Annotated in this window: 24 protein-coding genes; 14 read left to right on the forward strand and 10 right to left on the reverse strand. The window is 50.9% G+C overall.

Going from position 1 to position 20,562, the window contains the following annotated elements; translation table 11 throughout:
- Positions 1 to 17: 17 nt before the first annotated feature.
- The 4 genes from flgE to flgB are packed head-to-tail and all read right to left on the reverse strand — an operon-like array spanning position 18 to position 2,814.
- Positions 18 to 1,253, reverse strand: a complete 1,236-nt coding sequence (gene flgE, locus ICA20_RS15120) for a flagellar hook protein FlgE (RefSeq protein WP_038639701.1) — start codon at positions 1,251 to 1,253, stop codon at positions 18 to 20.
- Positions 1,254 to 1,279: 26 nt separating this feature from the next.
- Positions 1,280 to 1,978: a flagellar hook assembly protein FlgD gene (gene flgD, locus ICA20_RS15125; protein ID WP_038639698.1), complete on the reverse strand. Its 699-nt coding sequence runs from the start codon at positions 1,976 to 1,978 to the stop codon at positions 1,280 to 1,282.
- An 11-nt stretch (positions 1,979 to 1,989) separates the two neighbouring features.
- On the reverse strand, positions 1,990 to 2,394 hold the full coding sequence (gene flgC, locus ICA20_RS15130) for a flagellar basal body rod protein FlgC (protein ID WP_038639694.1): 405 nt from the start codon (positions 2,392 to 2,394) through the stop codon (positions 1,990 to 1,992).
- Between the two features lie 3 nt (positions 2,395 to 2,397).
- A complete protein-coding gene (gene flgB, locus ICA20_RS15135) occupies positions 2,398 to 2,814 on the reverse strand; it encodes a flagellar basal body rod protein FlgB (RefSeq protein WP_038639692.1) in 417 nt (138 codons plus the stop codon).
- Positions 2,815 to 2,971: 157 nt separating this feature from the next.
- Here flgB and flgA point away from each other — a divergent pair, with 157 nt between their 5' ends.
- The 3 genes from flgA to flgN all read left to right on the forward strand — a co-directional run bounded on the left by flgA (position 2,972) and on the right by flgN (position 4,444).
- Positions 2,972 to 3,631, forward strand: a complete 660-nt coding sequence (gene flgA, locus ICA20_RS15140; RefSeq protein WP_038643111.1) for a flagellar basal body P-ring formation chaperone FlgA — start codon at positions 2,972 to 2,974, stop codon at positions 3,629 to 3,631.
- Between the two features lie 93 nt (positions 3,632 to 3,724).
- Positions 3,725 to 4,018, forward strand: a complete 294-nt coding sequence (flgM, locus tag ICA20_RS15145) for a flagellar biosynthesis anti-sigma factor FlgM (RefSeq protein WP_003832153.1) — start codon at positions 3,725 to 3,727, stop codon at positions 4,016 to 4,018.
- A gap of 3 nt (positions 4,019 to 4,021) precedes the next feature.
- Positions 4,022 to 4,444: a flagella biosynthesis chaperone FlgN gene (gene flgN / locus ICA20_RS15150; RefSeq protein WP_038639689.1), complete on the forward strand. Its 423-nt coding sequence runs from the start codon at positions 4,022 to 4,024 to the stop codon at positions 4,442 to 4,444.
- An 84-nt stretch (positions 4,445 to 4,528) separates the two neighbouring features.
- Here the strand turns inward: flgN and murJ are convergent, their stop codons facing one another.
- From murJ to rimJ, 4 genes are all read right to left on the reverse strand, one after another.
- Complete coding sequence (gene murJ, locus ICA20_RS15155) at positions 4,529 to 6,064, reverse strand: murein biosynthesis integral membrane protein MurJ (RefSeq protein ID WP_038639684.1); 1,536 nt, start codon at positions 6,062 to 6,064, stop codon at positions 4,529 to 4,531.
- A 198-nt stretch (positions 6,065 to 6,262) separates the two neighbouring features.
- Positions 6,263 to 7,186 (reverse strand): Gfo/Idh/MocA family oxidoreductase, encoded by a 924-nt coding sequence (locus ICA20_RS15160; protein ID WP_038639680.1) that lies wholly within the window; start codon positions 7,184 to 7,186, stop codon positions 6,263 to 6,265.
- A gap of 1 nt (position 7,187) precedes the next feature.
- Positions 7,188 to 7,835: a YceH family protein gene (locus ICA20_RS15165; RefSeq protein WP_038639678.1), complete on the reverse strand. Its 648-nt coding sequence runs from the start codon at positions 7,833 to 7,835 to the stop codon at positions 7,188 to 7,190.
- Positions 7,836 to 7,867: 32 nt separating this feature from the next.
- The gene (gene rimJ, locus ICA20_RS15170; protein WP_006685101.1) at positions 7,868 to 8,452 is read right to left on the reverse strand and encodes a ribosomal protein S5-alanine N-acetyltransferase; all 585 of its coding nucleotides are present in this window, start codon (positions 8,450 to 8,452) and stop codon (positions 7,868 to 7,870) included.
- Between the two features lie 259 nt (positions 8,453 to 8,711).
- Here rimJ and mdtH point away from each other — a divergent pair, with 259 nt between their 5' ends.
- The 9 genes from mdtH to ICA20_RS15215 all read left to right on the forward strand — a co-directional run bounded on the left by mdtH (position 8,712) and on the right by ICA20_RS15215 (position 15,456).
- Positions 8,712 to 9,920, forward strand: coding sequence for a multidrug efflux MFS transporter MdtH (mdtH, locus tag ICA20_RS15175; protein ID WP_038639676.1), 1,209 nt, complete (start codon positions 8,712 to 8,714; stop codon positions 9,918 to 9,920).
- Positions 9,921 to 10,034: 114 nt separating this feature from the next.
- Positions 10,035 to 10,595, forward strand: a complete 561-nt coding sequence (locus ICA20_RS15180; protein WP_038639673.1) for a lipoprotein — start codon at positions 10,035 to 10,037, stop codon at positions 10,593 to 10,595.
- A gap of 105 nt (positions 10,596 to 10,700) precedes the next feature.
- On the forward strand, positions 10,701 to 11,747 hold the full coding sequence (pyrC, locus tag ICA20_RS15185) for a dihydroorotase (protein WP_038639670.1): 1,047 nt from the start codon (positions 10,701 to 10,703) through the stop codon (positions 11,745 to 11,747).
- 65 nt (positions 11,748 to 11,812) lie between these two features.
- On the forward strand, positions 11,813 to 12,058 hold the full coding sequence (gene dinI / locus ICA20_RS15190) for a DNA damage-inducible protein I (RefSeq protein ID WP_006685106.1): 246 nt from the start codon (positions 11,813 to 11,815) through the stop codon (positions 12,056 to 12,058).
- Between the two features lie 340 nt (positions 12,059 to 12,398).
- Positions 12,399 to 12,653 carry a biofilm formation regulator BssS gene (gene bssS / locus ICA20_RS15195; RefSeq protein ID WP_003036154.1) on the forward strand — a complete coding sequence of 85 codons (255 nt, stop codon included), beginning with the start codon at positions 12,399 to 12,401 and terminating at the stop codon, positions 12,651 to 12,653.
- Positions 12,654 to 12,767: 114 nt separating this feature from the next.
- Entirely contained in the window at positions 12,768 to 13,886 is a 1,119-nt protein-coding gene (gene solA, locus ICA20_RS15200) for an N-methyl-L-tryptophan oxidase (protein ID WP_038639666.1), read from the forward strand.
- A gap of 50 nt (positions 13,887 to 13,936) precedes the next feature.
- Positions 13,937 to 14,050, forward strand: coding sequence for a YceO family protein (locus ICA20_RS15205; RefSeq protein ID WP_003036148.1), 114 nt, complete (start codon positions 13,937 to 13,939; stop codon positions 14,048 to 14,050).
- Positions 14,051 to 14,312: 262 nt separating this feature from the next.
- Complete coding sequence (locus ICA20_RS15210; protein WP_038639662.1) at positions 14,313 to 14,879, forward strand: cytochrome b; 567 nt, start codon at positions 14,313 to 14,315, stop codon at positions 14,877 to 14,879.
- A gap of 1 nt (position 14,880) precedes the next feature.
- Entirely contained in the window at positions 14,881 to 15,456 is a 576-nt protein-coding gene (locus ICA20_RS15215; protein WP_038639660.1) for a YceI family protein, read from the forward strand.
- A gap of 48 nt (positions 15,457 to 15,504) precedes the next feature.
- Here the strand turns inward: ICA20_RS15215 and ICA20_RS15220 are convergent, their stop codons facing one another.
- Positions 15,505 to 16,557: a rhodanese-related sulfurtransferase gene (locus ICA20_RS15220; RefSeq protein WP_038639656.1), complete on the reverse strand. Its 1,053-nt coding sequence runs from the start codon at positions 16,555 to 16,557 to the stop codon at positions 15,505 to 15,507.
- Between the two features lie 220 nt (positions 16,558 to 16,777).
- On the opposite strand from ICA20_RS15220, the gene ICA20_RS15225 reads away from it, so the two are divergent.
- Together ICA20_RS15225 and mdtG are read left to right on the forward strand one after the other, a co-directional pair.
- Complete coding sequence (locus tag ICA20_RS15225; RefSeq protein ID WP_038639653.1) at positions 16,778 to 17,698, forward strand: Kdo(2)-lipid IV(A) acyltransferase; 921 nt, start codon at positions 16,778 to 16,780, stop codon at positions 17,696 to 17,698.
- A 155-nt stretch (positions 17,699 to 17,853) separates the two neighbouring features.
- A complete protein-coding gene (gene mdtG, locus ICA20_RS15230; RefSeq protein WP_038639648.1) occupies positions 17,854 to 19,074 on the forward strand; it encodes a multidrug efflux MFS transporter MdtG in 1,221 nt (406 codons plus the stop codon).
- A 64-nt stretch (positions 19,075 to 19,138) separates the two neighbouring features.
- Here the strand turns inward: mdtG and ICA20_RS15235 are convergent, their stop codons facing one another.
- Positions 19,139 to 20,470, reverse strand: coding sequence for a sensor domain-containing diguanylate cyclase (locus ICA20_RS15235; RefSeq protein ID WP_038643109.1), 1,332 nt, complete (start codon positions 20,468 to 20,470; stop codon positions 19,139 to 19,141).
- Positions 20,471 to 20,562: the final 92 nt, after the last annotated feature.

Here is a 20,562-nt window from a genome sequence, read left to right on the forward strand (position 1 = left end):
GCCATCCCGTCAGGCGCTTAGCGCAGGTTGACCAGCGTGTTGAGGATCTGATCCTGGGTTTTGATGGTCTGCGCGTTCGACTGATAGTTACGCTGAGCGACGATCATATTCACCAGTTCTTTACTCAAATCCACGTTTGAGGCCTCCAGCGCGCCGTTGGTCAGTTTGCCGAAGTTACCTTCGCCTGCGGTACCCAGCAGCGCCACGCCGGAAGCCTGTGTAGCCGCCCAGACGTTGTCGCCCTGAGACGCCAGACCTTCATTGTTGGCAAAATTTGCCAGCACGATCTGGCCCAGTACCTGTTGCTGTTCGTTGGAGTAATTACCGACCACGGTACCGTCATTGTTAATCTGGTAGCTCACCAGATCGCCCGGCTTGTAGCCGTTCTGATTCGTGGCGACGATGTTGTTGGCACCGGTGTTCTGCTGCATGGAGTTCAGGAAGCTCAGAGAGAAGGTGGCTTCAGTTGCGCCATTAATCTGACCGGTTGTAATTGTGATATCCGTTCCTGCTGGCGTACCAGTTGCCGTGGCGCTCATCCCTAAAAACGCACCATTGTTGTTAAACTTCATAAACCCGGCTGATTTTGCAGGGTCGCCAGTTGAAGCATCCTGTGTGTGAATTTCCCAGGTGTTGCTCTCTGCGTTTTTGACATAAAAAATGTTCATGTCATGGGCGTTACCCTGACTATCGAAAACGGTAACAGTGCCTTTTTTGTTGTAGGAATCCGCATCGTTTGGATTAAACGGCGTTTTGCTTGGCACCTTGTCAGTGGAGTTCAGGTTGATCTGCATTGACGCGGTAGTCGTGGTTTTCGCCGCCATCAGCGTATTCGGAATAGTGATCGGTGCCGGGTTAGCACCTTGCTGTATTGTCGGCGGTGTACCGGTAGCAGGATAACCTGTCAGTTGCAGCCCCTGCATGTTAACGATATTGCGGTTTTCATCGAGCTTGAACTGACCGTTACGGCTGTAGAATACAGAGCCGTTGCTGTCTACCATACGGAAAAATCCGTTCTGGCTGATAGCCACATCCAGTCCGCGTCCGGTATTGGTGGTAGTACCATCGGTAAAGTCCTGAGTAATACCCGCAACTTTAACCCCCAGGCCCACTTTAGAACCGGCGAACATATCGGCAAAAGAAGCCGTACCAGATTTAAAACCGTAGGTAGCGGAGTTGGCGATGTTATTACCAATGACATCGAGGTTGGTCGCTGCAGCGTTCAGACCGCTGACCGCTTGAGAAAAGGCCATGACTTACTCCTGATAAGTGTGAGGGCTTAGATTATTTGCCGTACTTCGTCGAGGGTGGTGGTTCCATAGGTGCCCAGGTCCAGCGTATTACCGCCGTTACTGCGAATAACACCCTGCACCAGCGCAAACTGAAGCGGCTGCGCCACCAGTTGCGTTCCGCCATTGCTGGCAGCAATTGAGACGTTATAAGAACCGCTTGGCGCATCCGTGCCATCGGTCATGGTGCCGTCCCAGGTAAAGGTATGAACTCCTGCTTTCAAGCCGCCGATATCAATAGTGCGTATCACTTTGCCGTCTTTATCGGTAATCGTTGCAGTGACCTTATCTGCCGGCTGCTGCAGCTCAACGCCAAACGGCGTGGTGGTGGTTTTCGCGCCCTCTTCCGTACCTTTACCGGTCAGGATGGTGGTGCCGGGGATCATGACGCCGTGACCAATCAACGTACTGGCCTGCAGCGACTGACTGTTGTCGATCTGCCCGGAAATAGACCCCAGCGTGGTGTTCAGTTTCTCAATCCCACTCACGGTGCTGATTTGCGCCAGTTGGGTGGTCAGTTCGTTGTTTTGCAGCGGGTTGGTTGGGTCCTGGTTTTTCAACTGTGCGACCAGCAGCGTCAGAAAACTGCTTTGCAGGTCAGCGGCATTACTGCCCGTCAGAGAGCTATTCCCGGTAGCGGCTTTAACGCCTGCATTGCTCGGGTCATTCATGGTTACAGCAACAGACATGTGCGTCTCCTTTACTGGCCTAACGTAAGCGTTTTGAGCATCAAGCTTTTCACGGTGTTGAGCACTTCGACGTTTGCCTGGTAGCTACGCGAAGCGGACATGGTGTTGACCATCTCGCCGACGACGTCCACATTCGGCATTTTTACGTAGCCGTTCGCATCGGCCAGCGGATTACCCGGCTCATACACCAGCTTATCCGGCGCCTGGCTTTCAATAACGTCAGCCACTTTTACGCCGCCTGTAGCCGCCCCTGGCGCGGCATCAACCTGAAAAACAACCTGCCTGGCGCGATAAGGCTGACCGTCGGGTCCGGTGACGCTATCCGCATTCGCCATGTTGCTGGCCGCCACGTTCAGACGCTTAGACTGCGCCGTCAGCGCAGAGCCTGCGATATCAAAAATATTTAACAGCGCCACGAATTAGTTCCCTCCTTGCAGCACGTTCATCATGCCTTTGATTTGTCCGCCCAACGCGGTCAGCCCCATTTGGTATTTGAGGCTGTTGTCTGCAAATTGCGTACGTTCCCGGTCCATATCCACCGTATTACCATCCAGAGACGGCTGGTCAGGAATGCGATAGAGCAATTCCGTAGCGGGAGCAGAAGCGGTTTGGGCCGGAATATGTTGTGCAGAGGTCAGCGTCAACGAGACGCCGCCGGTTTGTTCCCGTCCACGCACCATGACTTTTTTCAATTCACTGGCGAAATCCAGATCGCGCGCCTGATACCCCGGCGTGTCGGCATTGGCAATGTTGGCGGCCAATATTTCCTGGCGCTGTGCGCGCAAATTCAGCGCTTCCTGTTGAAAACGTAAGGCGGCGTCGAGCTTATCGAGCATATCTCCTCCGCAAATGACAAAATTCAGCCGACAGCTTAAATCCCATTACGCGCGCGTTATCGCCGGAATAAACGCAAAATGCGTCGCTATTTGTTGCGTTGATGACTGCGTCACACAGGTAAAATCCTGCCACTACCTGAAAAAACGCGAGGTTTTGATGCAAACGTTTAAACGTGGAATAGTTGTGGCAGCACTGCTGTTCAGCCCTATGACGCTGGCGCAAGACCTGAATTCACAGCTGACGGCATGGTTTTCCCAACGTCTGGCCGGATTTAGCGATGAGGTGGTCGTCACTATCCGTACATCGCCTAACCTACTGCCCAGTTGCGAGCAACCCGCATTAAGCGTGTCAGGCAACGCGAAACTGTGGGGGAATGTGAACGTGCTGGCCCGCTGCGCCAACGAGAAACGTTATTTGCAGGTGAATGTGCAGGCCACGGGAAACTACGTGGTTGCCGCCGCGCCCGTCGCCCGGGGCAGCGCGCTAACCCCGACCAGCGTGACGTTAAAGCGAGGCCGGCTGGACCAACTGCCGCCGCGCGCCGTGTTAGATTTGAATCAGGTGCAGGACGCGGTGAGTCTGCGCGATCTGGTTCCCGGTCAGCCGATACAGCTTTCAATGTTGCGCCAGGCCTGGCGGATCAAAGCTGGCCAACGCGTACTGGTTATCGCCAATGGCGATGGCTTTCGGGTGAATGCCGAAGGTAAAGCGCTGAACAATGCCGCCGTCGCACAGAATGCGCGAGTGCGGATGATTTCCGGCCAGGTGGTGAGCGGCATCGTCGATTCTGATGGGAATATTCTTATTAACCTATAATAGGTTAAAGATTTTTTAGCGTGTGCCGATAGATAAACAACCAATGATTACAGCGGGCCGCTATAGCGTACCCCCTCGATGAGGATAAACAAAATGAGCATTGATCGTACCTCACCATTGAAGCCAGTCAGTACCGTTCAGCCACGTGAAACCAGCGATGCGCCGGTACAAAAAGCGCGGAAGGAAAAAACCACCGCGACCACCAGCACCAGCGTCATGCTGAGCGACGCCCAGGCCAAACTGATGCAGCCCGGCACCAATGACATCAATATGGAACGCGTCGAAGCATTAAAAACCGCGATCCGTAACGGTGAGTTGAAAATGGATACCGGAAAAATTGCTGACTCGCTCATTCGCGAGGCGCAGAGCTACTTACAGAGTAAATAAAGTATGACTCGTTTGTCAGAAATACTTGATCAGATGACAACCGTCCTCAATGACCTGAAAACGGTAATGGATGCTGAGCAGCAGCAGCTTTCCGCCGGATACATCAACGGCAGCCAGCTACAGCGTATTACAGAAGAAAAAAGCTCTTTGCTGGCAACCCTTGATTATCTGGAGCAGCAGCGCCGTCTGGAGCATGACACCACGCGCAGCGCCAACGATGAGATTGCTGAACGCTGGCAGACGATCACTCAAAAAACGCAGCATTTGCGCGACCTCAACCAGCACAACGGATGGCTGCTGGAAGGGCAAATTGAGCGTAATCAACAAGCGATTCAAGTGCTGAAACCGCACCAGGAGCCGGCGCTGTATGGCGCAAACGGTCAAACCTCTGCTGCGCACCGCGGCGGGAAAAAATTCTCTATTTAATGCCAGCCTGATCGCTCGCAGCTTTCAGGCCTGCGCGTTCTGCAGGCCGGATCCGGCGTAACGCCGCCATCCGGCAATTATCGGTTACGCCGTCCGGCGCACAAACTCTTTCACTTTAAAGCCCAGCACAGCAAGCGCGGCGAAGTAAGCTGCAATCCCAGCCACCACGACGGCCATCAGACGCAGTAAACGCCACAACATCGTTCCCTGCGACCAGTCCGGCATGATATAGAGCATCCCGAACAGAACCGCTGACATCACCACGACGGAAATCACCAGACGCGCCAGAAACCAGGCCCAGCCCGGTTGCGGGGTAAAGATTTTCTGTTTACGCAACTGCCAGTAAAGCAGTGAAGCGTTCAGACATGCCGCCAGACCAATCGACAGCGACAGCCCGGCATGCTTCAGCGGGCCGATAAACGCCAGGTTCATCACCTGAGTCATAATCAGCGTCACAATAGCAATTTTCACCGGCGTTTTAATATCCTGGCGCGAGTAAAAGCCAGGGGCCAGAACTTTCACCACGATCAAACCAATCAAACCGACCGAGTATGCCACCAGCGCGCGCTGGGTCATGGCGGCATCAAAGGCGGTAAATTTACCGTACTGAAACAGAGAAACCGTCAGCGGTTTTGCCAGAATACCCAACGCCACAGCGCTGGGTAATGCCAGCAGAAAACACAGACGCAACCCCCAGTCCATCAGACGACAATACTCATCATGATTACCGCTGGAAAAGCTTTTTGATAGCGATGGCAACAGGATAGTCCCCAGCGCCACGCCAAGGACGCCGGACGGGAACTCCATCAAACGGTCGGCGTAATACATCCAGGAAACCGAGCCGGAGGCCAGAAACGAGGCGAAAATCGTATTGATGATCAGTGAAATCTGGCTGACGGAAACCCCGAGGATCGCCGGCCCCATTTGCTTGACGACGCGCATCGCCCCCGCATCGCGGAAGTTCACGCGCGGCAGCACCAGCATGCCAATTTTCTTCAGATGCGGCAGTTGATACACCAGTTGCAGCACGCCGCCAACGGTCACGGCCCATGCCAACGCCAGTACCGGAGGATTAAAATAAGGCGCGGCAAACAGCGCAAAACCGATCATGCTGATATTCAAAAAGGTCGGCGCAAACGCCGGAATAGAAAAGCGGTTCCAGGTGTTAAGGATTGCGCCGACCAGCGAGGCCAGTGAAATCAGCAGGATATAAGGAAAGGTGATCCGCAGCAGTTGGGTAGTCAAGGCAAATTTGTCGGCGGTGTCGGCAAACCCTGGCGCAGTGACTAAAATCACCCACGGCGCAGCCAGCATCCCGGCAACCGTCACCACGGCCAGCGCCAGCGTCAGCAGCCCTGAAACATAGGCAACAAACACGCGGGTAGCATCCTCACCCTGCTTACTTTTGTATTCAGCCAGAATAGGCACAAACGCCTGAGAAAATGCGCCTTCAGCAAAAATTCGGCGTAGCAGGTTAGGAAGTTTGAAGGCCACAAAAAAGGCATCGGTCGCCATCCCTGCGCCAAAGATTCTGGCGACAATCGCATCACGCGCAAAACCCAGCACACGTGAAAACATCGTCATCGAGCTGACGGCTGCCAGCGACTTTAATAAATTCATCTATGTTGTATTCCAGACCCTGAGGCAAAACCCCGTATAACCAACATCGCCATCCGGCAATGTCACTGTGCCTGATGGCGACGCCGCAGCGTGTTATCAGGCCTACAAGCCAGCCTATGGTTGAAAAGAGGTGTTATTTTGAGTTGGCATATAGTACCTGGATTACAATGAATTACTACCGCCAGATGTTACAGGCGGTTATTCAGCCATCGCCTCCCGCCATAGCTTTTCGACAACACGCTGGGCCAGTAGCGCCTGCTCGCCTGCCGTCTGAGGAACCGTCTGATTTTGCACACACTCCATGAAATGCCGCGCACATCCGGCAAAACCTCGCTGTTCTAAGGTCGTTTGCCAGCCTGCTACCGGCTTGTGTACGACACCTTGCCCACGTTCTTCCCGCCATTCCCGCATATCTGTGACGTCAATCAGTCCCCCATCGGTCACCGCCTGAACGCACTCCCGCTGGCTACCGGCACGCCGATGCATACTGGTTGTTATCTGTAGCTGATCGACAGAAAAATGGTGCTCGGCGTAGAGCATCGCGCCAGCGTCATTAGTCAGCAAAGTACCGCTATTTAACTGCGCCTTCCCTCCTGCCAACCACAACGCAGTATCGACCACGTGCAGATAGTCATCCAGCAGAGTGAAACGCAGGTCATGCGGCCCCACGCTGTCCGAACGATGCTTATCCATACGCACAGACGCTGCGTTGCCCAACTGGGCTTTGAGATCCTGATACAGCGGCGCAAATCGGCGGTTAAAGCCGACCATCAACGTCAGTTTTTTCCGCGCGGCCAGCTCGACCAGTTGTTCAGCCTCACGCAGGTTTTCTGCCAGCGGTTTATCCACACACACATGGACCCCGGCATTCAGGAGTTCTCTGACCACCGAAAAATGCGTCGCGGTGCTGGAATGGACGAAAACCGCGTCGCAGGTTTTCGCCAGATTCACCAGGGAGTCAACGTAGGGTATGCGCCAGGTCTCACAGACACGCAGCGCTTTTTCCCGCGAAGGTGAAAACGCGCCTTGCAGCGTCCAGTCAGCGGAACTGTCCAGTACGGGCAGCCAGGCTTTTTGCGCAATGCCACCCAGACCGACAACACCGATACGTAATTTATTCACGTTAGTCTCCCAGGTGCACCAACAAAGAATCCAGCCGCTGCTTAAGTTCTGCGACTTCTGTTTCCAGGGCTTCAACGCGCGCCTGCAGATCGCCAGACGCGACCGGGAGTTCATCTGCCGCAGCGATGGGCTCATCAACATCACCGCAAAACAGGTGCATATAGCGACTTTCGCGTTTACCCGGCTCGCGCGCCAGACGGATCACATAAGGGCCATCTTCACGGGTCGCCAGTTTTTCCAGCGTCGACTCCACTTCAGCCATATCGCGGAATTCGTACATTCGCGAAGCACGGCTTCGCAGTTCGCCCGGCGTTTGCGCGCCGCGCAGCAACAGCGTGGTGACCAGCGCCACCTCGCCTGCGCTGAGTTTCAGATTGCCAAATTCAGAGTTGCAGAAACGCTGCTCATATTTCGTGACGCGATTACCAAAGCCGCTCACCGTACGCAGAAAATGCCGCTTCACCAGGTTATCAAGCTGATCCTGCACTTCCGACTCCGACAGATTCATCACCGGTTCACGATTCGTTTTTTGATTGCAGGCGGTGACGACGCCATTGACAGAAAGCGGATACTGTTCCGGCGTGGTGACCTGTTTTTCCAGTAAACAGCCAATCACGCGTGCTTCGGTGGCGGTTAATTCGTATTTCATCGTTTTCTCCATTACTCAGGCTAACCTGAAACTTAGCGGCCTGGGGTCCATTCTGATGTGGTCAACGCCGTCAGCACATGATCGCGCCACTGCCCGTCAATCAGCAGGTAATCTTTGGCATACCCTTCTTTTTCAAAACCGAGTCGCGCCAGCAAGTCACCACTACGTTTATTGTGCGGCATATAGTTCGCCATAATGCGGTGAATATGCTGCGTGCGCTGCATATAACGAATGGCCGAGGTTAAAGCTTCGTACATCAGCCCCTGCCCCTGCCACTTTTGCGCAATGGAATAACCGAGATAACAAGCGTGGAAAGATCCCCGCACCACGTTCGAGAAGTTCGCGACGCCGATAATCTCTTTTTCTTCCGGATCGAGCAGCGCAAAATAATACGCGGTGCCTTGTTTATGAAACTCAGAGATCATACTCAGACGCGCCTGCCAGCCGGAGGGATAACAGTGGCTTTCATCGCGAATAGGTTCCCAGGGTTTTAAGAAATGACGATTTTCTGCGTAATAATCTGCCAGACGCCAGGCATCACGCTCGTGCACTAAACGCACGACCAGGCGGTCCGTGGTTAAGCGCACTTTTGGCACGTTACTGCGATAGCCAAACATTCTATACCTACTCCTTCCCGTAACGTCTTCGATACGCTATTCGCGATACTATACCTGTGCAAATATGCCCTTTGAAAAGAGCAAATTGCCATTTTTTGAATTATTCACACATTTTGATGAAAACTCTCTATCAAGACGGGCTTTTGATAAAAAAATATTGTCCCGCCAAGGGTGGGAAAAGCGATGGCGACACCGCAGAATAGGAGATGCTTATCTTTTAAACTCTAACCAGAGTGACGAGTTTTTCCCGGGAGGGGAAATGTCGCAAGTCTCGCAGGCAAGGAACCTGGGTAAATACTTCCTTCTCATCGATAATATGCTGGTCGTGCTGGGGTTCTTCGTCGTTTTCCCGCTGATCTCAATTCGCTTCGTCGACCAAATGGGCTGGGCTGCCGTTATGGTCGGGATCGCGTTAGGATTGCGTCAATTTATTCAGCAGGGTCTGGGTATTTTTGGCGGCGCTATTGCTGACCGTTTCGGCGCAAAACCGATGATCGTCACCGGTATGCTGATGCGCGCCGCCGGGTTCGCCACCATGGGTATTGCCCACGAGCCTTGGCTGCTGTGGTTTTCCTGTTTTCTTTCCGGGCTGGGCGGCACGCTGTTCGACCCTCCCCGTTCGGCGCTGGTGGTCAAACTGATCCGCCCGGAAAAGCGCGGGCGTTTTTTCTCTATCCTGATGATGCAGGATAGCGCAGGCGCCGTGGTTGGCGCGTTACTTGGCAGTTGGCTGTTACAGTACGATTTCCGCCTGGTCTGCGCGACAGGAGCCATTTTGTTTGTTCTGTGCGCGGCGTTTAACGCCTGGCTACTCCCGGCATGGAAATTGTCGACGGTGAAAATACCGGTGCGTGAAGGGATGGGCCACGTGATGCATGACAAACGTTTTGTCACCTATGTGCTGACGCTGGCGGGTTATTACATGCTGGCGGTACAGGTCATGTTAATGCTGCCAATCATGGTGAACGACATCGCTGGCTCGCCTGCCGCCGTGAAATGGATGTATGCCATCGAAGCATGCCTCTCGTTAACGCTGCTCTACCCTATTGCCCGCTGGAGTGAAAAACGTTTTCGCCTGGAACATCGCCTGATGGCCGGTCTGCTGGTGATGTCTCTGAGCATGATGCCCATCGGTCTGGTCGGCAATTTACAGCAGCTATTCACGCTGATCTGCACCTTCTATATTGGCTCGATCATCGCCGAACCGGCGCGTGAAACCCTGAGCGCCTCGCTGGCCAATGCACGGGCGCGAGGAAGTTACATGGGCTTCAGCCGACTTGGGCTCGCCATCGGCGGCGCAATTGGTTATGTCGGCGGCGGCTGGCTGTTTGATATGGGCAAAGCCCTGGCGCAGCCTGAATTGCCATGGATGATGCTCGGTATTATCGGCTTCATCACCTTCCTGGCTTTGGGCTGGCAATTCAGCCACAAACGCCCGACGCGCGGCATGCTGGAACCCGATGCCTGATAGCTAATCCGGCGCACGAGCACTTTTCAGTTTTTTCTGCTGGTGCCCGGGGCGCTGGTACTCGATGATGCTTTGTGTCACGATTACGCCATATGCATCATGTTGAGGACTCCCATGAAAAAGCTTTTTTTTGCCGCTGCACTGATTGTCGGCGGCCTGTTGGTTGGTTGTAATCAACTCACGCAATATACGGTTAGCGAGCAAGAGATTAATCAGGCGCTGGCGAAGCATAATAACTTTTCAAAAGATATCGGTTTGCCCGGCGTCGCTGAAGCACACATCGTACTGAGCAATCTCGCCAGTCAGATAGGGCGTGAAGAGCCTAATAAAGTGACTCTGACGGGTGATGCCAATCTGGACATGAATTCCCTGTTTGGCAGTCAGAAAGCCACCATGAAGCTGAAACTTAAAGCGCTACCGGTCTTCAATAAAGAGAAAGGCGCGATTTACTTGCAAGAGATGGAAGTCGTGGACGCGACCGTCACACCTGAAAAAATGCAGTCGGTGCTACAAACGCTGATGCCGTATTTAAACCAGTCGCTGCGTAATTACTTTAACCAACAGCCTGCCTATGTTCTGCAGGACGACAGCAGTCAGGGTGAAGCGCTGGCGAAAAAACTGGCGAAAGGTATAGAAGTGAAACCGGGCGAAATCATCATCCCATTCACCGACTAATAAACCAGAGGGCGCTGATGCGCCCTTTTTTTTCGTGCAAACGAAAACGTTTCCGCTTATCCTTTGTTTCCGGCAAAAAAGACAATCCTCAGCCGGAGCATATTGATGACTGCACCATCCCAGGTTTTAAAGATCCGCCGCCCAGACGACTGGCATCTTCACTTTCGCGATGGCGACATGTTAAAAACTGTCGTGCCCTATACCAGCGAAATTTACGGCCGCGCCATTGTCATGCCGAACCTGGCACCGCCCGTCACCACAGTTGATGCAGCTATCGCTTATCGCCAACGCATTCTTGATGCGGTACCTGCCGGACACGACTTCACGCCCTTAATGACCTGTTATTTAACGGATACATTGGACCCCAATGAGCTGGAGCGAGGTTTCAACGAAGGCGTGTTTACCGCCGCGAAACTCTACCCGGCGAATGCCACCACCAACTCAACGCATGGCGTAACCTCTATTGAAGCCATCATGCCTGTGCTGGAACGGATGGAAAAATTGGGTATGCCGCTATTGGTGCATGGTGAAGTGACACATGCGGATATCGATATTTTCGATCGCGAAGCACGCTTTATTGAGACGGTGATGGAACCGCTGCGTCAGCGGTTGACTGCGCTGAAAGTCGTATTTGAACATATCACCACTAAAGATGCTGCCGAATATGTGCGGGATGGTAACGAGCTTCTCGCCGCCACCATTACGCCACAACATTTGATGTTTAACCGCAACCACATGCTGGTCGGCGGCATTCGTCCGCACCTGTATTGTCTGCCAATCCTTAAACGTAACGTCCACCAACAGGCGCTACGTGAGCTGGTCGCCAGCGGATTTAGCCGTGCATTCCTTGGTACCGACTCAGCGCCGCATGCCCGTCATCGCAAAGAATCCAGTTGCGGCTGTGCCGGGTGTTTTAACGCCCCGACCGCGCTGGGCAGCTATGCCACCGTATTTGAAGAGATGAATGCACTGAGCCATTTTGAAGCCTTCTGCTCACTCAATGGTCCGCAATTCTACGGTCTGCCGGTGAATGAGACTTTTATTGAGCTTGAACGCGTGGAGCACCATGTCCCGGAGAGCATTACGCTGGCAGATGACTCGCTGGTGCCTTTCCTGGGTGGCGAAACGGTACGCTGGTCAGTAAAAAGCTAAAAAAAATGTAGCCAACTGATTTGAATAACTGTATAAATAAACAGTATATTCAACAGGGGGCTATTATGCGTATTGAAGTCACTATTGCCAAAACTTCACCTTTGCCTGCCGGTGCGATTGACGCATTGGCAGGTGAACTCTCCCGCCGTATTCATCATCATTTTCCGGATAACGAGGGTAACGTTACCGTCCGTTATGCCGGAGCTAACAATCTGTCGGTAATTGGCGCGACCAAAGAGGACAAAGAACGCATCAGCGAGATCTTGCAGGAGACCTGGGAAAGCGCGGATGACTGGTTTATCAATGAATAAATAATGATATGCAGTGATGTTTGTTTGCCGGGTCGCCCCGGCTTTTTTTTTACACGCAGTTTTAAAAAAATGCAGACTCCCCCTGGCGGCCATTTAATTTAATATTCATTTCCTGGTTATCTTTTAACCAAAACAACAAAATAATTGTGCAACTTGCTAAAAAAAAATGAATGACATGTTGCTTTATTAGTCAGATAACGCTGAAAACTATAAATTTATGCGCTGCCCTCTTTAAATTTTCAATGAATACCCTTATTTATTGATATACTGAAGTTGCTTCAGAAAAAAAATGCATTGAACCTCGAAAACCGTTGTCTAGTAACACGAATTAGGGGGCATGATGGAAAAGAATAATGAAGTCATTCAGACTCATCCGCTTGTAGGATGGGACATCAGCACCGTTGATAGCTACGACGCGCTGATGCTGCGTTTGCACTACCAGACCCCGAATCGACCGGACCCGGATGGGACTGAAGTTGGTCAAACGCTCTGGTTAACCACTGATGTTGCCAGGCAATTTATTTCGATATTAGAAGCAGGAATCGCCAAAATTGAATCCGGCGATTACCAGGTAAATGAGTATCAGCGCCATTAAATCTGATACATCCAACCATCAAAAGGCACCTTAACGGTGCCTTTCTTATTTCCCGGTTGAATATTCCAGGTCAGTTATTTACCCTGCTACTATCGCGATTGCAGAGAGAAGCGGATGAAATACGACTTAATCATTATTGGCAGCGGTTCCGTGGGTGCCGCAGCCGGATACTATGCCACTCGCGCCGGTCTGAACGTTCTGATGATCGATGCGCATATGCCACCGCATCAACAGGGCAGCCACCACGGCGACACACGATTAATTCGTCATGCTTATGGCGAAGGTGAGAAATACGTTCCGCTGGTGCTGCGCGCGCAGACATTGTGGGATGAACTTTCCACTCAAAATGAAGAACCGATTTTTGTACGCACCGGGGTTATCAATCTGGGCCCGGCAGATTCAACTTTCTTAGCTACCGCAACGCAAAGCGCGAAACAGTGGCAACTCAACGTCGAACATCTTGATGCCGCCGCCATCATGGCTCGCTGGCCCGAGATTCGCGTACCTGAAAATTATATTGGTCTATTTGAAGCTGAGTCGGGCTTTTTGCGTAGTGAGTTAGCGATTAAAACCTGGATTCGTCTGGCTGAAGAAGCTGGCTGCGCACAGCTGTTTAAATGCCCGGTCACGGCTATTCATCATAGTGAAGATGGCGTCACAGTAGAAACCGCCGACGGTGACTACCACGCCAAAAAAGCCCTGGTCAGCGCAGGGACATGGGTACAGGCATTAGTACCGGAACTGCCGATACAGTCAGTGCGCAAAGTGTTCGCATGGTATCAAGCCGATGGCCGCTATAGCGTTAAAAATAACTTCCCGGCCTTTACCGGCGAGTTGCCAAATGGCGATCAGTACTACGGTTTTCCGGCAGAAAACGACGAACTAAAAATTGGTAAGCACAACGGCGGACAGGTAATTCACGCTGCCGAAGAGCGCAAGCCGTTTGCCGCTGTGGCCAGCGATGGCTCCGAAGCTTTCCCATTCCTGCGTACAGTTCTGCCAGGCATTGGCTGTTGTCTGCACGGTGCATCCTGCACTTACGATAATTCGCCGGATGAAGACTTTATCATTGATACGCTACCTGAACATGACAATACCCTGATCATCACCGGACTGAGCGGGCATGGCTTTAAGTTTGCCTCCGTACTGGGGGAAATAGCCGCGGACTTTGCGCAGGACAAACCGCCGGCCTTTGACCTGACGCCATTCAGGCTGAGTCGCTTTACGCGATAATGATTAATGGCCTCGTGGTGAGGCCATTTTTAATGACAGGAATAACATCGATGCGGCGCATCTTTCACTATCTGGTTAATAATATTCGTGAGCATCTTATGCTCTACATTATTTTATGGTCGCTGCTGGCAATTATGGATGTGATATATATTATGTTTTTCTGACCAGATCGTACTGACACTAATTGACAAAAACTGATATTTACTTAAATTTCATTGCAATAAACTGAATAAGAAAACCCTATCAACACCGTGTAATAATGCCCACCTTTTGCTCATTCTCTCTAATACCTTGATGATGACATCAATATTCAATCAATTTTATTGAATATGAAAATAAATATCATCATCATTGTTATTTATTAGTTGCATTAATGTCTTTTACGCGCCATTTTCATTTACTCCTGAAATATCTAACGGTGTACTTATGCAATTCACTAATAGTCCACAGCGCTATGGCGTGGTGTCTGTCGCATTGCACTGGCTGATGGCGATTGCTGTATATGGCATGTTTGCGTTGGGTTTATGGATGGTCACGCTCAGCTATTACGACGGCTGGTATCACCAGGCCCCTGAACTGCATAAAAGCATCGGGATCCTGCTCATGATGGGACTGGTCATTCGCGTTGTCTGGCGGTTGTTCTCCCCTCCCCCAGCTGCGCTGACAAGCTATTCCCGTTTAACCCGCATCGCAGCGGCATTGGGTCACCTTGCGCTCTACGCCCTGCTCTTTTCGATTGTTATCAGCGGTTATCTGATCTCGACCGCAGATGGCAAAGCGATAAGCGTATTTGGTTGGTTTGATATTCCCGCCACCCTTGCCAACGCGGGCGCTCAGGCCGACCTTGCCGGCAGCCTGCACCTGTGGCTGGCATGGACCGTGGTGGTTTTATCGCTTCTTCATGGGCTTATGGCCCTGAAACATCACTTTATCGATAACGACGATACCCTGAATCGCATGTTGGGAAAATCGTCATCTGACTATGGAGCTTAAAATGAAAAAAAACCTGCTGGGATTGACACTCGCCTCTCTGTTATTCACGACCGGATCGGCTATGGCGGCAGATTACAAAATTGACAAAGAGGGACAGCATGCCTTTGTTAATTTCCGTATTCAGCATCTGGGTTACAGCTGGCTGTACGGCACCTTTAAAGATTTCGACGGTACGTTCACCTTTGATGAAAAAAATCCCGCAGCCGATAAGGTTAACGTCACCATCAACACCAACAGTGTTGACACCAACCACGCCGAACGCGATAAGCATCTGCGTAGCGCGGATTTCCTTAACGTGGCCAAATTCCCGCAGGCGACCTTTAGCTCCACCAGCGTGAAAAAAGAGGGGAACGACCTCGATATCACCGGTAACCTGACCCTGAATGGCGTCACCAAACCAGTGACGCTGGACGCGAAGTTGATCGGTCAGGGTGGCGATCCATGGGGTGGTACGCGCGCCGGTTTTGAAGCGCAAGGTAAGATTAAACTGAAAGACTTCAATATCACCACCGATCTCGGCCCTGCTTCACAGGAAGTCGATTTAATCATCTCAGTGGAAGGTGTGCAGCAGAAGTAACGCATAAATGTTGCCGGATGAGGCGATAGCCATCATCCGGCAACGTTTTTATTGCGCGGGATCCGGAATACCCAGTTTGGTATTCAGACGACCGCGGGATTTATTAAAGATTTTGTTGCCATTTTCACGCCCGGCGCGACGACGTCGTTGCTCTTCTTCCGGCAACTCACTCTCTTCGCAACACAGCTCACTACAGCAGCCTTTAAACTTCTGCGCGCAAGCCGGGCACTGAATAAACAGCAGATGGCAGCCATCATTTTTACAATTAGTGTGGCTGTCGCATGCGGTTCCGCACTGATGACAATGCGCGATAACATCTTCAGAGATCCTTTCGCCCATACGCTCATCAAAAACGAAATTTTTGCCGATGAAACGTACCGGAAGCCCCTGTTCACGCGCCTTGCGGGCATATTCAATAATCCCCCCCTCAATGTGCCAGACTTTGCTAAATCCGTTGTGTTTCATCCAAGCGCTGGCCTTCTCACAGCGGATCCCGCCCGTGCAGTACATAACTATTTTTTTATCTTTATGCGCCTGCATCATTTCAACCGCTTTCGGCAACTGGTCACGGAATGTGTCTGCCGGGATCTCCAGCGCATTCTCGAAATGCCCCACCTCATATTCATAGTGGTTGCGCATATCAATGAATACCGCCTCAGGATCGTCCAACATGGCGTTCACTTCTGCCGCCTTCAGGTAATCACCCACGTCGCTGGCGTTAAAGTCAGGATCATCAATACCATCCGCCACAATACGTTCGCGAACTTTCATGCGTAGCACCCAGAATGATTTCCCGTCATCGTCCAGGGCGATATTAAGACGTAATCCATCCAGTGCGGGATTGAACGCATACAGCTGTTGGCGGAATGCATCCACGTTGCTTTGCGGCACGCTGATTTGCGCGTTAATGCCTTCATGGGCAAGATATACACGCCCGAACACATTCAGCGCAGTGAACAGTTGGTACAACGCATCACGCGTATGTTGCGGGTCATCGATGGTGAAATATTTATAAAACGAGATCGTCGTGCGCGGCTCAGTCTCGGCCAGCATTTTGGCTTTGAGCGCGTCGTTCGAAATGCGGTTGTGTAACACTGGCATGGTGTACGTATCCTGCAAATAGGGAGTAAATGAAAATCGGCGGCATCATAAAGCAAACATCGCCAATTTACATCCACACATTTTACGCTACATTTCTTACTTCACGATAAAAACGCAACAACAATTGCCGATTTAATCACCGTTCTCCCGTCACAAATTTTTGATACGCGCGAAAAAATGCGACAATACAGGGAATTGGTCGTTTGAAGACAGGATAGACATGACGAATTTACCCAAGTTTTCGGCTGCGCTACTGCATCCACGTTATTGGTTAACCTGGCTGGGTATTGGCATCCTTTGGTTAATCGTGCAGTTGCCCTACCCGGTACTTTATAAGTTGGGCTGTGCATTAGGTCGTCTGGCGTTACGTTTGATGAAACGCCGGGCAAAAATCGTTTCACGTAATCTGGAGCTGTGCTTCCCGCAGATGAGTGAGCAGGAACGCCAGCAGATGGTCGTCAGGAACTTCGAGTCCGTCGGCATGGGCGTGATGGAAACCGGGATGGCCTGGTTTTGGTCCGATAAGCGCATTTCACGCTGGACAGAAGTGATCGGGATGGAACATATCCGTGACGTTCAGGCGCAAAAGCGGGGGATCCTGTTAGTCGGTCTGCACTTCCTGACCCTGGAACTGGGTGCGCGTCAGTTTGGTCTGCAGGAGCCTGGTATCGGTGTGTATCGTCCTAATGACAACCCGCTGCTCGACTGGTTACAGACCTGGGGACGCATGCGCTCTAATAAATCAATGCTTGATCGTAAGGACCTGAAAGGAATGATTAAAGCGTTGAAAAAAGGCGAAGTGGTCTGGTACGCGCCGGATCATGACTACGGTCCTCGCGCCAGCGTGTTTGTGCCGCTGTTTGCCGTTGAACAGGCCGCCACGACCTCCGGGACCTGGATGCTTTCACGCATGTCGAATGCGTGCCTGGTGCCATTTGTTCCTCGTCGTAAGCCCGACGGGAAAGGGTATCAATTGATTATGCTGCCGCCAGAATGTTCACCGCCATTAGACGACGCGGAGACCACAGCTGCATGGATGAATAAGATCGTTGAGCAATGCATCATGATGGCCCCAGAACAATATATGTGGCTGCATCGTCGCTTCAAGACCCGTCCTGAAGGCGCCCCTTCCCTGTACTAAAATCCAGTTGCAGTCCAGTGGGCTGCAACCCCCTCCTGACTCGCTTTAGGTTTAACTGCTATCCGCATTGCAGCAACTATCAACCGGGCGCATAATTAGTCTGCTTACTTATATTCAATCGATAGCGCATACAGCGCATCACACTGCGGATCGTTATGTCACCCTCAGATGCCCCCATAAACTGGAAACGCAACCTCACCGTTGCCTGGATAGGTTGTTTTTTAACCGGCGCAGCATTTAGCCTGGTCATGCCCTTTTTACCCTTGTACGTTGAGAGTCTCGGCGTCACGGGGCATAGCGCCCTGAACATGTGGTCAGGTCTGGTCTTCAGCATCACCTTTTTGTTTTCAGCCATCGCCTCCCCTTTCTGGGGTGGCCTTGCCGACCGCAAAGGGCGAAAAATCATGCTGCTGCGTTCCGCATTGGGTATGGCTATTGTGATGCTACTGATGGGCCTGGCGCAAAATATCTGGCAGTTCCTGGTTCTGCGCGCGCTGCTCGGTCTGCTCGGCGGTTTCATTCCCAACGCCAATGCGTTGATCGCCACCCAGGTTCCACGCAATAAAAGCGGTTGGGCGCTGGGAACGCTCTCTACCGGCGGTGTCAGCGGCGCACTGCTAGGGCCGCTGGCAGGTGGACTACTCGCGGACCATTATGGATTGCGTCCCGTGTTCTTCATTACCGCCAGCGTACTGCTGGTCTGTTTTATCCTGACGCTATTTTTTATCCGCGAGCGTTTTCAGCCGGTAAGCAAGAAAGAGATGCTGCACATACGCGAAGTCGTGGCCTCGTTAAAAAACCCCAAACTGGTGCTGAGCCTGTTTGTCACCACCTTAATCATTCAGGTGGCGACCGGTTCTATTGCGCCAATCCTGACGTTATACGTGCGGGAGTTAGCCGGGAACGTCAGTAATATCGCGTTCATTAGTGGGATGATTGCCTCCGTACCCGGCGTAGCAGCGTTAATCAGTGCCCCAAGGCTTGGCAAACTCGGTGACCGGATTGGCCCGGAGAAGATTCTAATCGTCGCGCTGATTATTTCCGTGCTACTGCTGATCCCGATGTCATTTGTACAAACTCCCTGGCAATTGGGCGTTCTGCGTTTTTTATTGGGTGCTGCCGACGGTGCTCTGCTCCCGGCGGTGCAAACGCTGCTGGTTTATAACTCAACCAACCAAATAGCCGGGCGTATTTTCAGTTATAACCAGTCATTTCGCGACATCGGCAACGTAACGGGACCATTAATGGGGGCGGCAATATCCGCCAACTACGGCTTTCGCGCGGTCTTCTGCGTGACCGCGGGGGTTGTACTGTTTAACGCGATCTACTCGTGGAATAGTCTGCGCCGTCGCCGGAGTGCCGAGCTCGCTGGATGATTTGTATATATTGCCTGAACCCGAAGAGTAAACTTTGCGTTTTCAGGCAGTATTCATTTTACTTTTAATGATAGTAGTAACACACCTTATTTCTGCCAGAGTTTTTGGCGTCATACAGCGCAGCATCCGCATAAGAAACAACTTTATCCGCTGAGTCATCATCAACTTTAGTACAATATACACCGATGCTGATCGTCATCTTTTCTTTTAAATCATATGCATTGGGTATAGTCGTTCCATGCTCAACATTTCTTCTGATTCGTTCTGCAACGACAATAGCTTCATCTTTATCCTTGCACTTAAGAAGAATCGCAAACTCCTCGCCGCCGATGCGCGCAAAGATATCCGAATCTCTAACTGACTTGTTGATTATATCAACAATACTAATGATTACCCGATCCCCCTCCTGATGCCCATAGGTATCGTTAATGCGTTTAAATTTGTCGATATCCAAAACCATTACGCAAACCACGCCTTTCGCTAGCGATGCTTTTAACGATCTATAGAACAGTTTCCGGTTGTATATTTTGGTCATGGCATCTTTGATAGCCGAATCCGTTTCTTTTTTTAGAATGATAAAAGTGTTATACATTAAGATCGATATTATACAAAGGGTACTGATCACCTCAATCCCTCTGCTGATATACCAAATATACATACTATATTCATCTAAACTTAATAGCAGCACATTGGTTAATATTCCTGAGCAACACAGTAAGCCGATACTTTTCCATAAGATGTTATGCGTTTTGGTTTTAATGACCAAATAGAGTAGAACCAATCCCCAGGCAACAATCAGAGAGTAAATGTAGCCAATATGCCAGTGTACGGTTATGTTGTCGGGTTTTAAGCTCGTAATCTCAAGGGTCATGCTCGGGTTATAACTGGCCAGGCTATGTGCCAGGACAGCGATAGCCAACATGATCAAAAATGCTACCGCTATATAGCATGGTTCTCTTTCTTTGGTTTCAAGGATTGTCGAAGATGCTTTATAAGATTTCAAGGATACAAATAATAAAGCAATAAAACTCAGTTGGCGAAAATAATAGAATATAGCGATATCGTTAGTTCTTTTTTCTATCGAAGTGTGATCATTGATTAAATCCTGAACGATATAGATAGTTTCTACAAAGAAAATATTATTGCTAAGAAATGCCATACCTAAGACTATGAGACATGTTAGATCTTTTCTGCATAAATACTGAAACAACATAAAAAGGAAAATAATTCCATATAAAAAGAACAAACCTACTATGATAATCAAATATATTGTTTGCGGAACACTTTGCATTGTTAATTTAAACTGCGTAAGACATAACCCACCAAGAATATAGCTGATTAAGCAAGTTATATAGAACGCCATCAACTTCCTGTTATTTGAATTACTGTTTTCCATAACATCCTTAGGAGTATTCTTGAGTTGGCATTTTATATAATAAAGCATAAGCATTTGCAATCTATATAACCGTACAACTTCAGTGATATTTA

Source organism: Citrobacter sp. C5_2, from assembly GCF_014596845.2.
Taxonomy (GTDB): domain Bacteria; phylum Pseudomonadota; class Gammaproteobacteria; order Enterobacterales; family Enterobacteriaceae; genus Citrobacter; species Citrobacter werkmanii.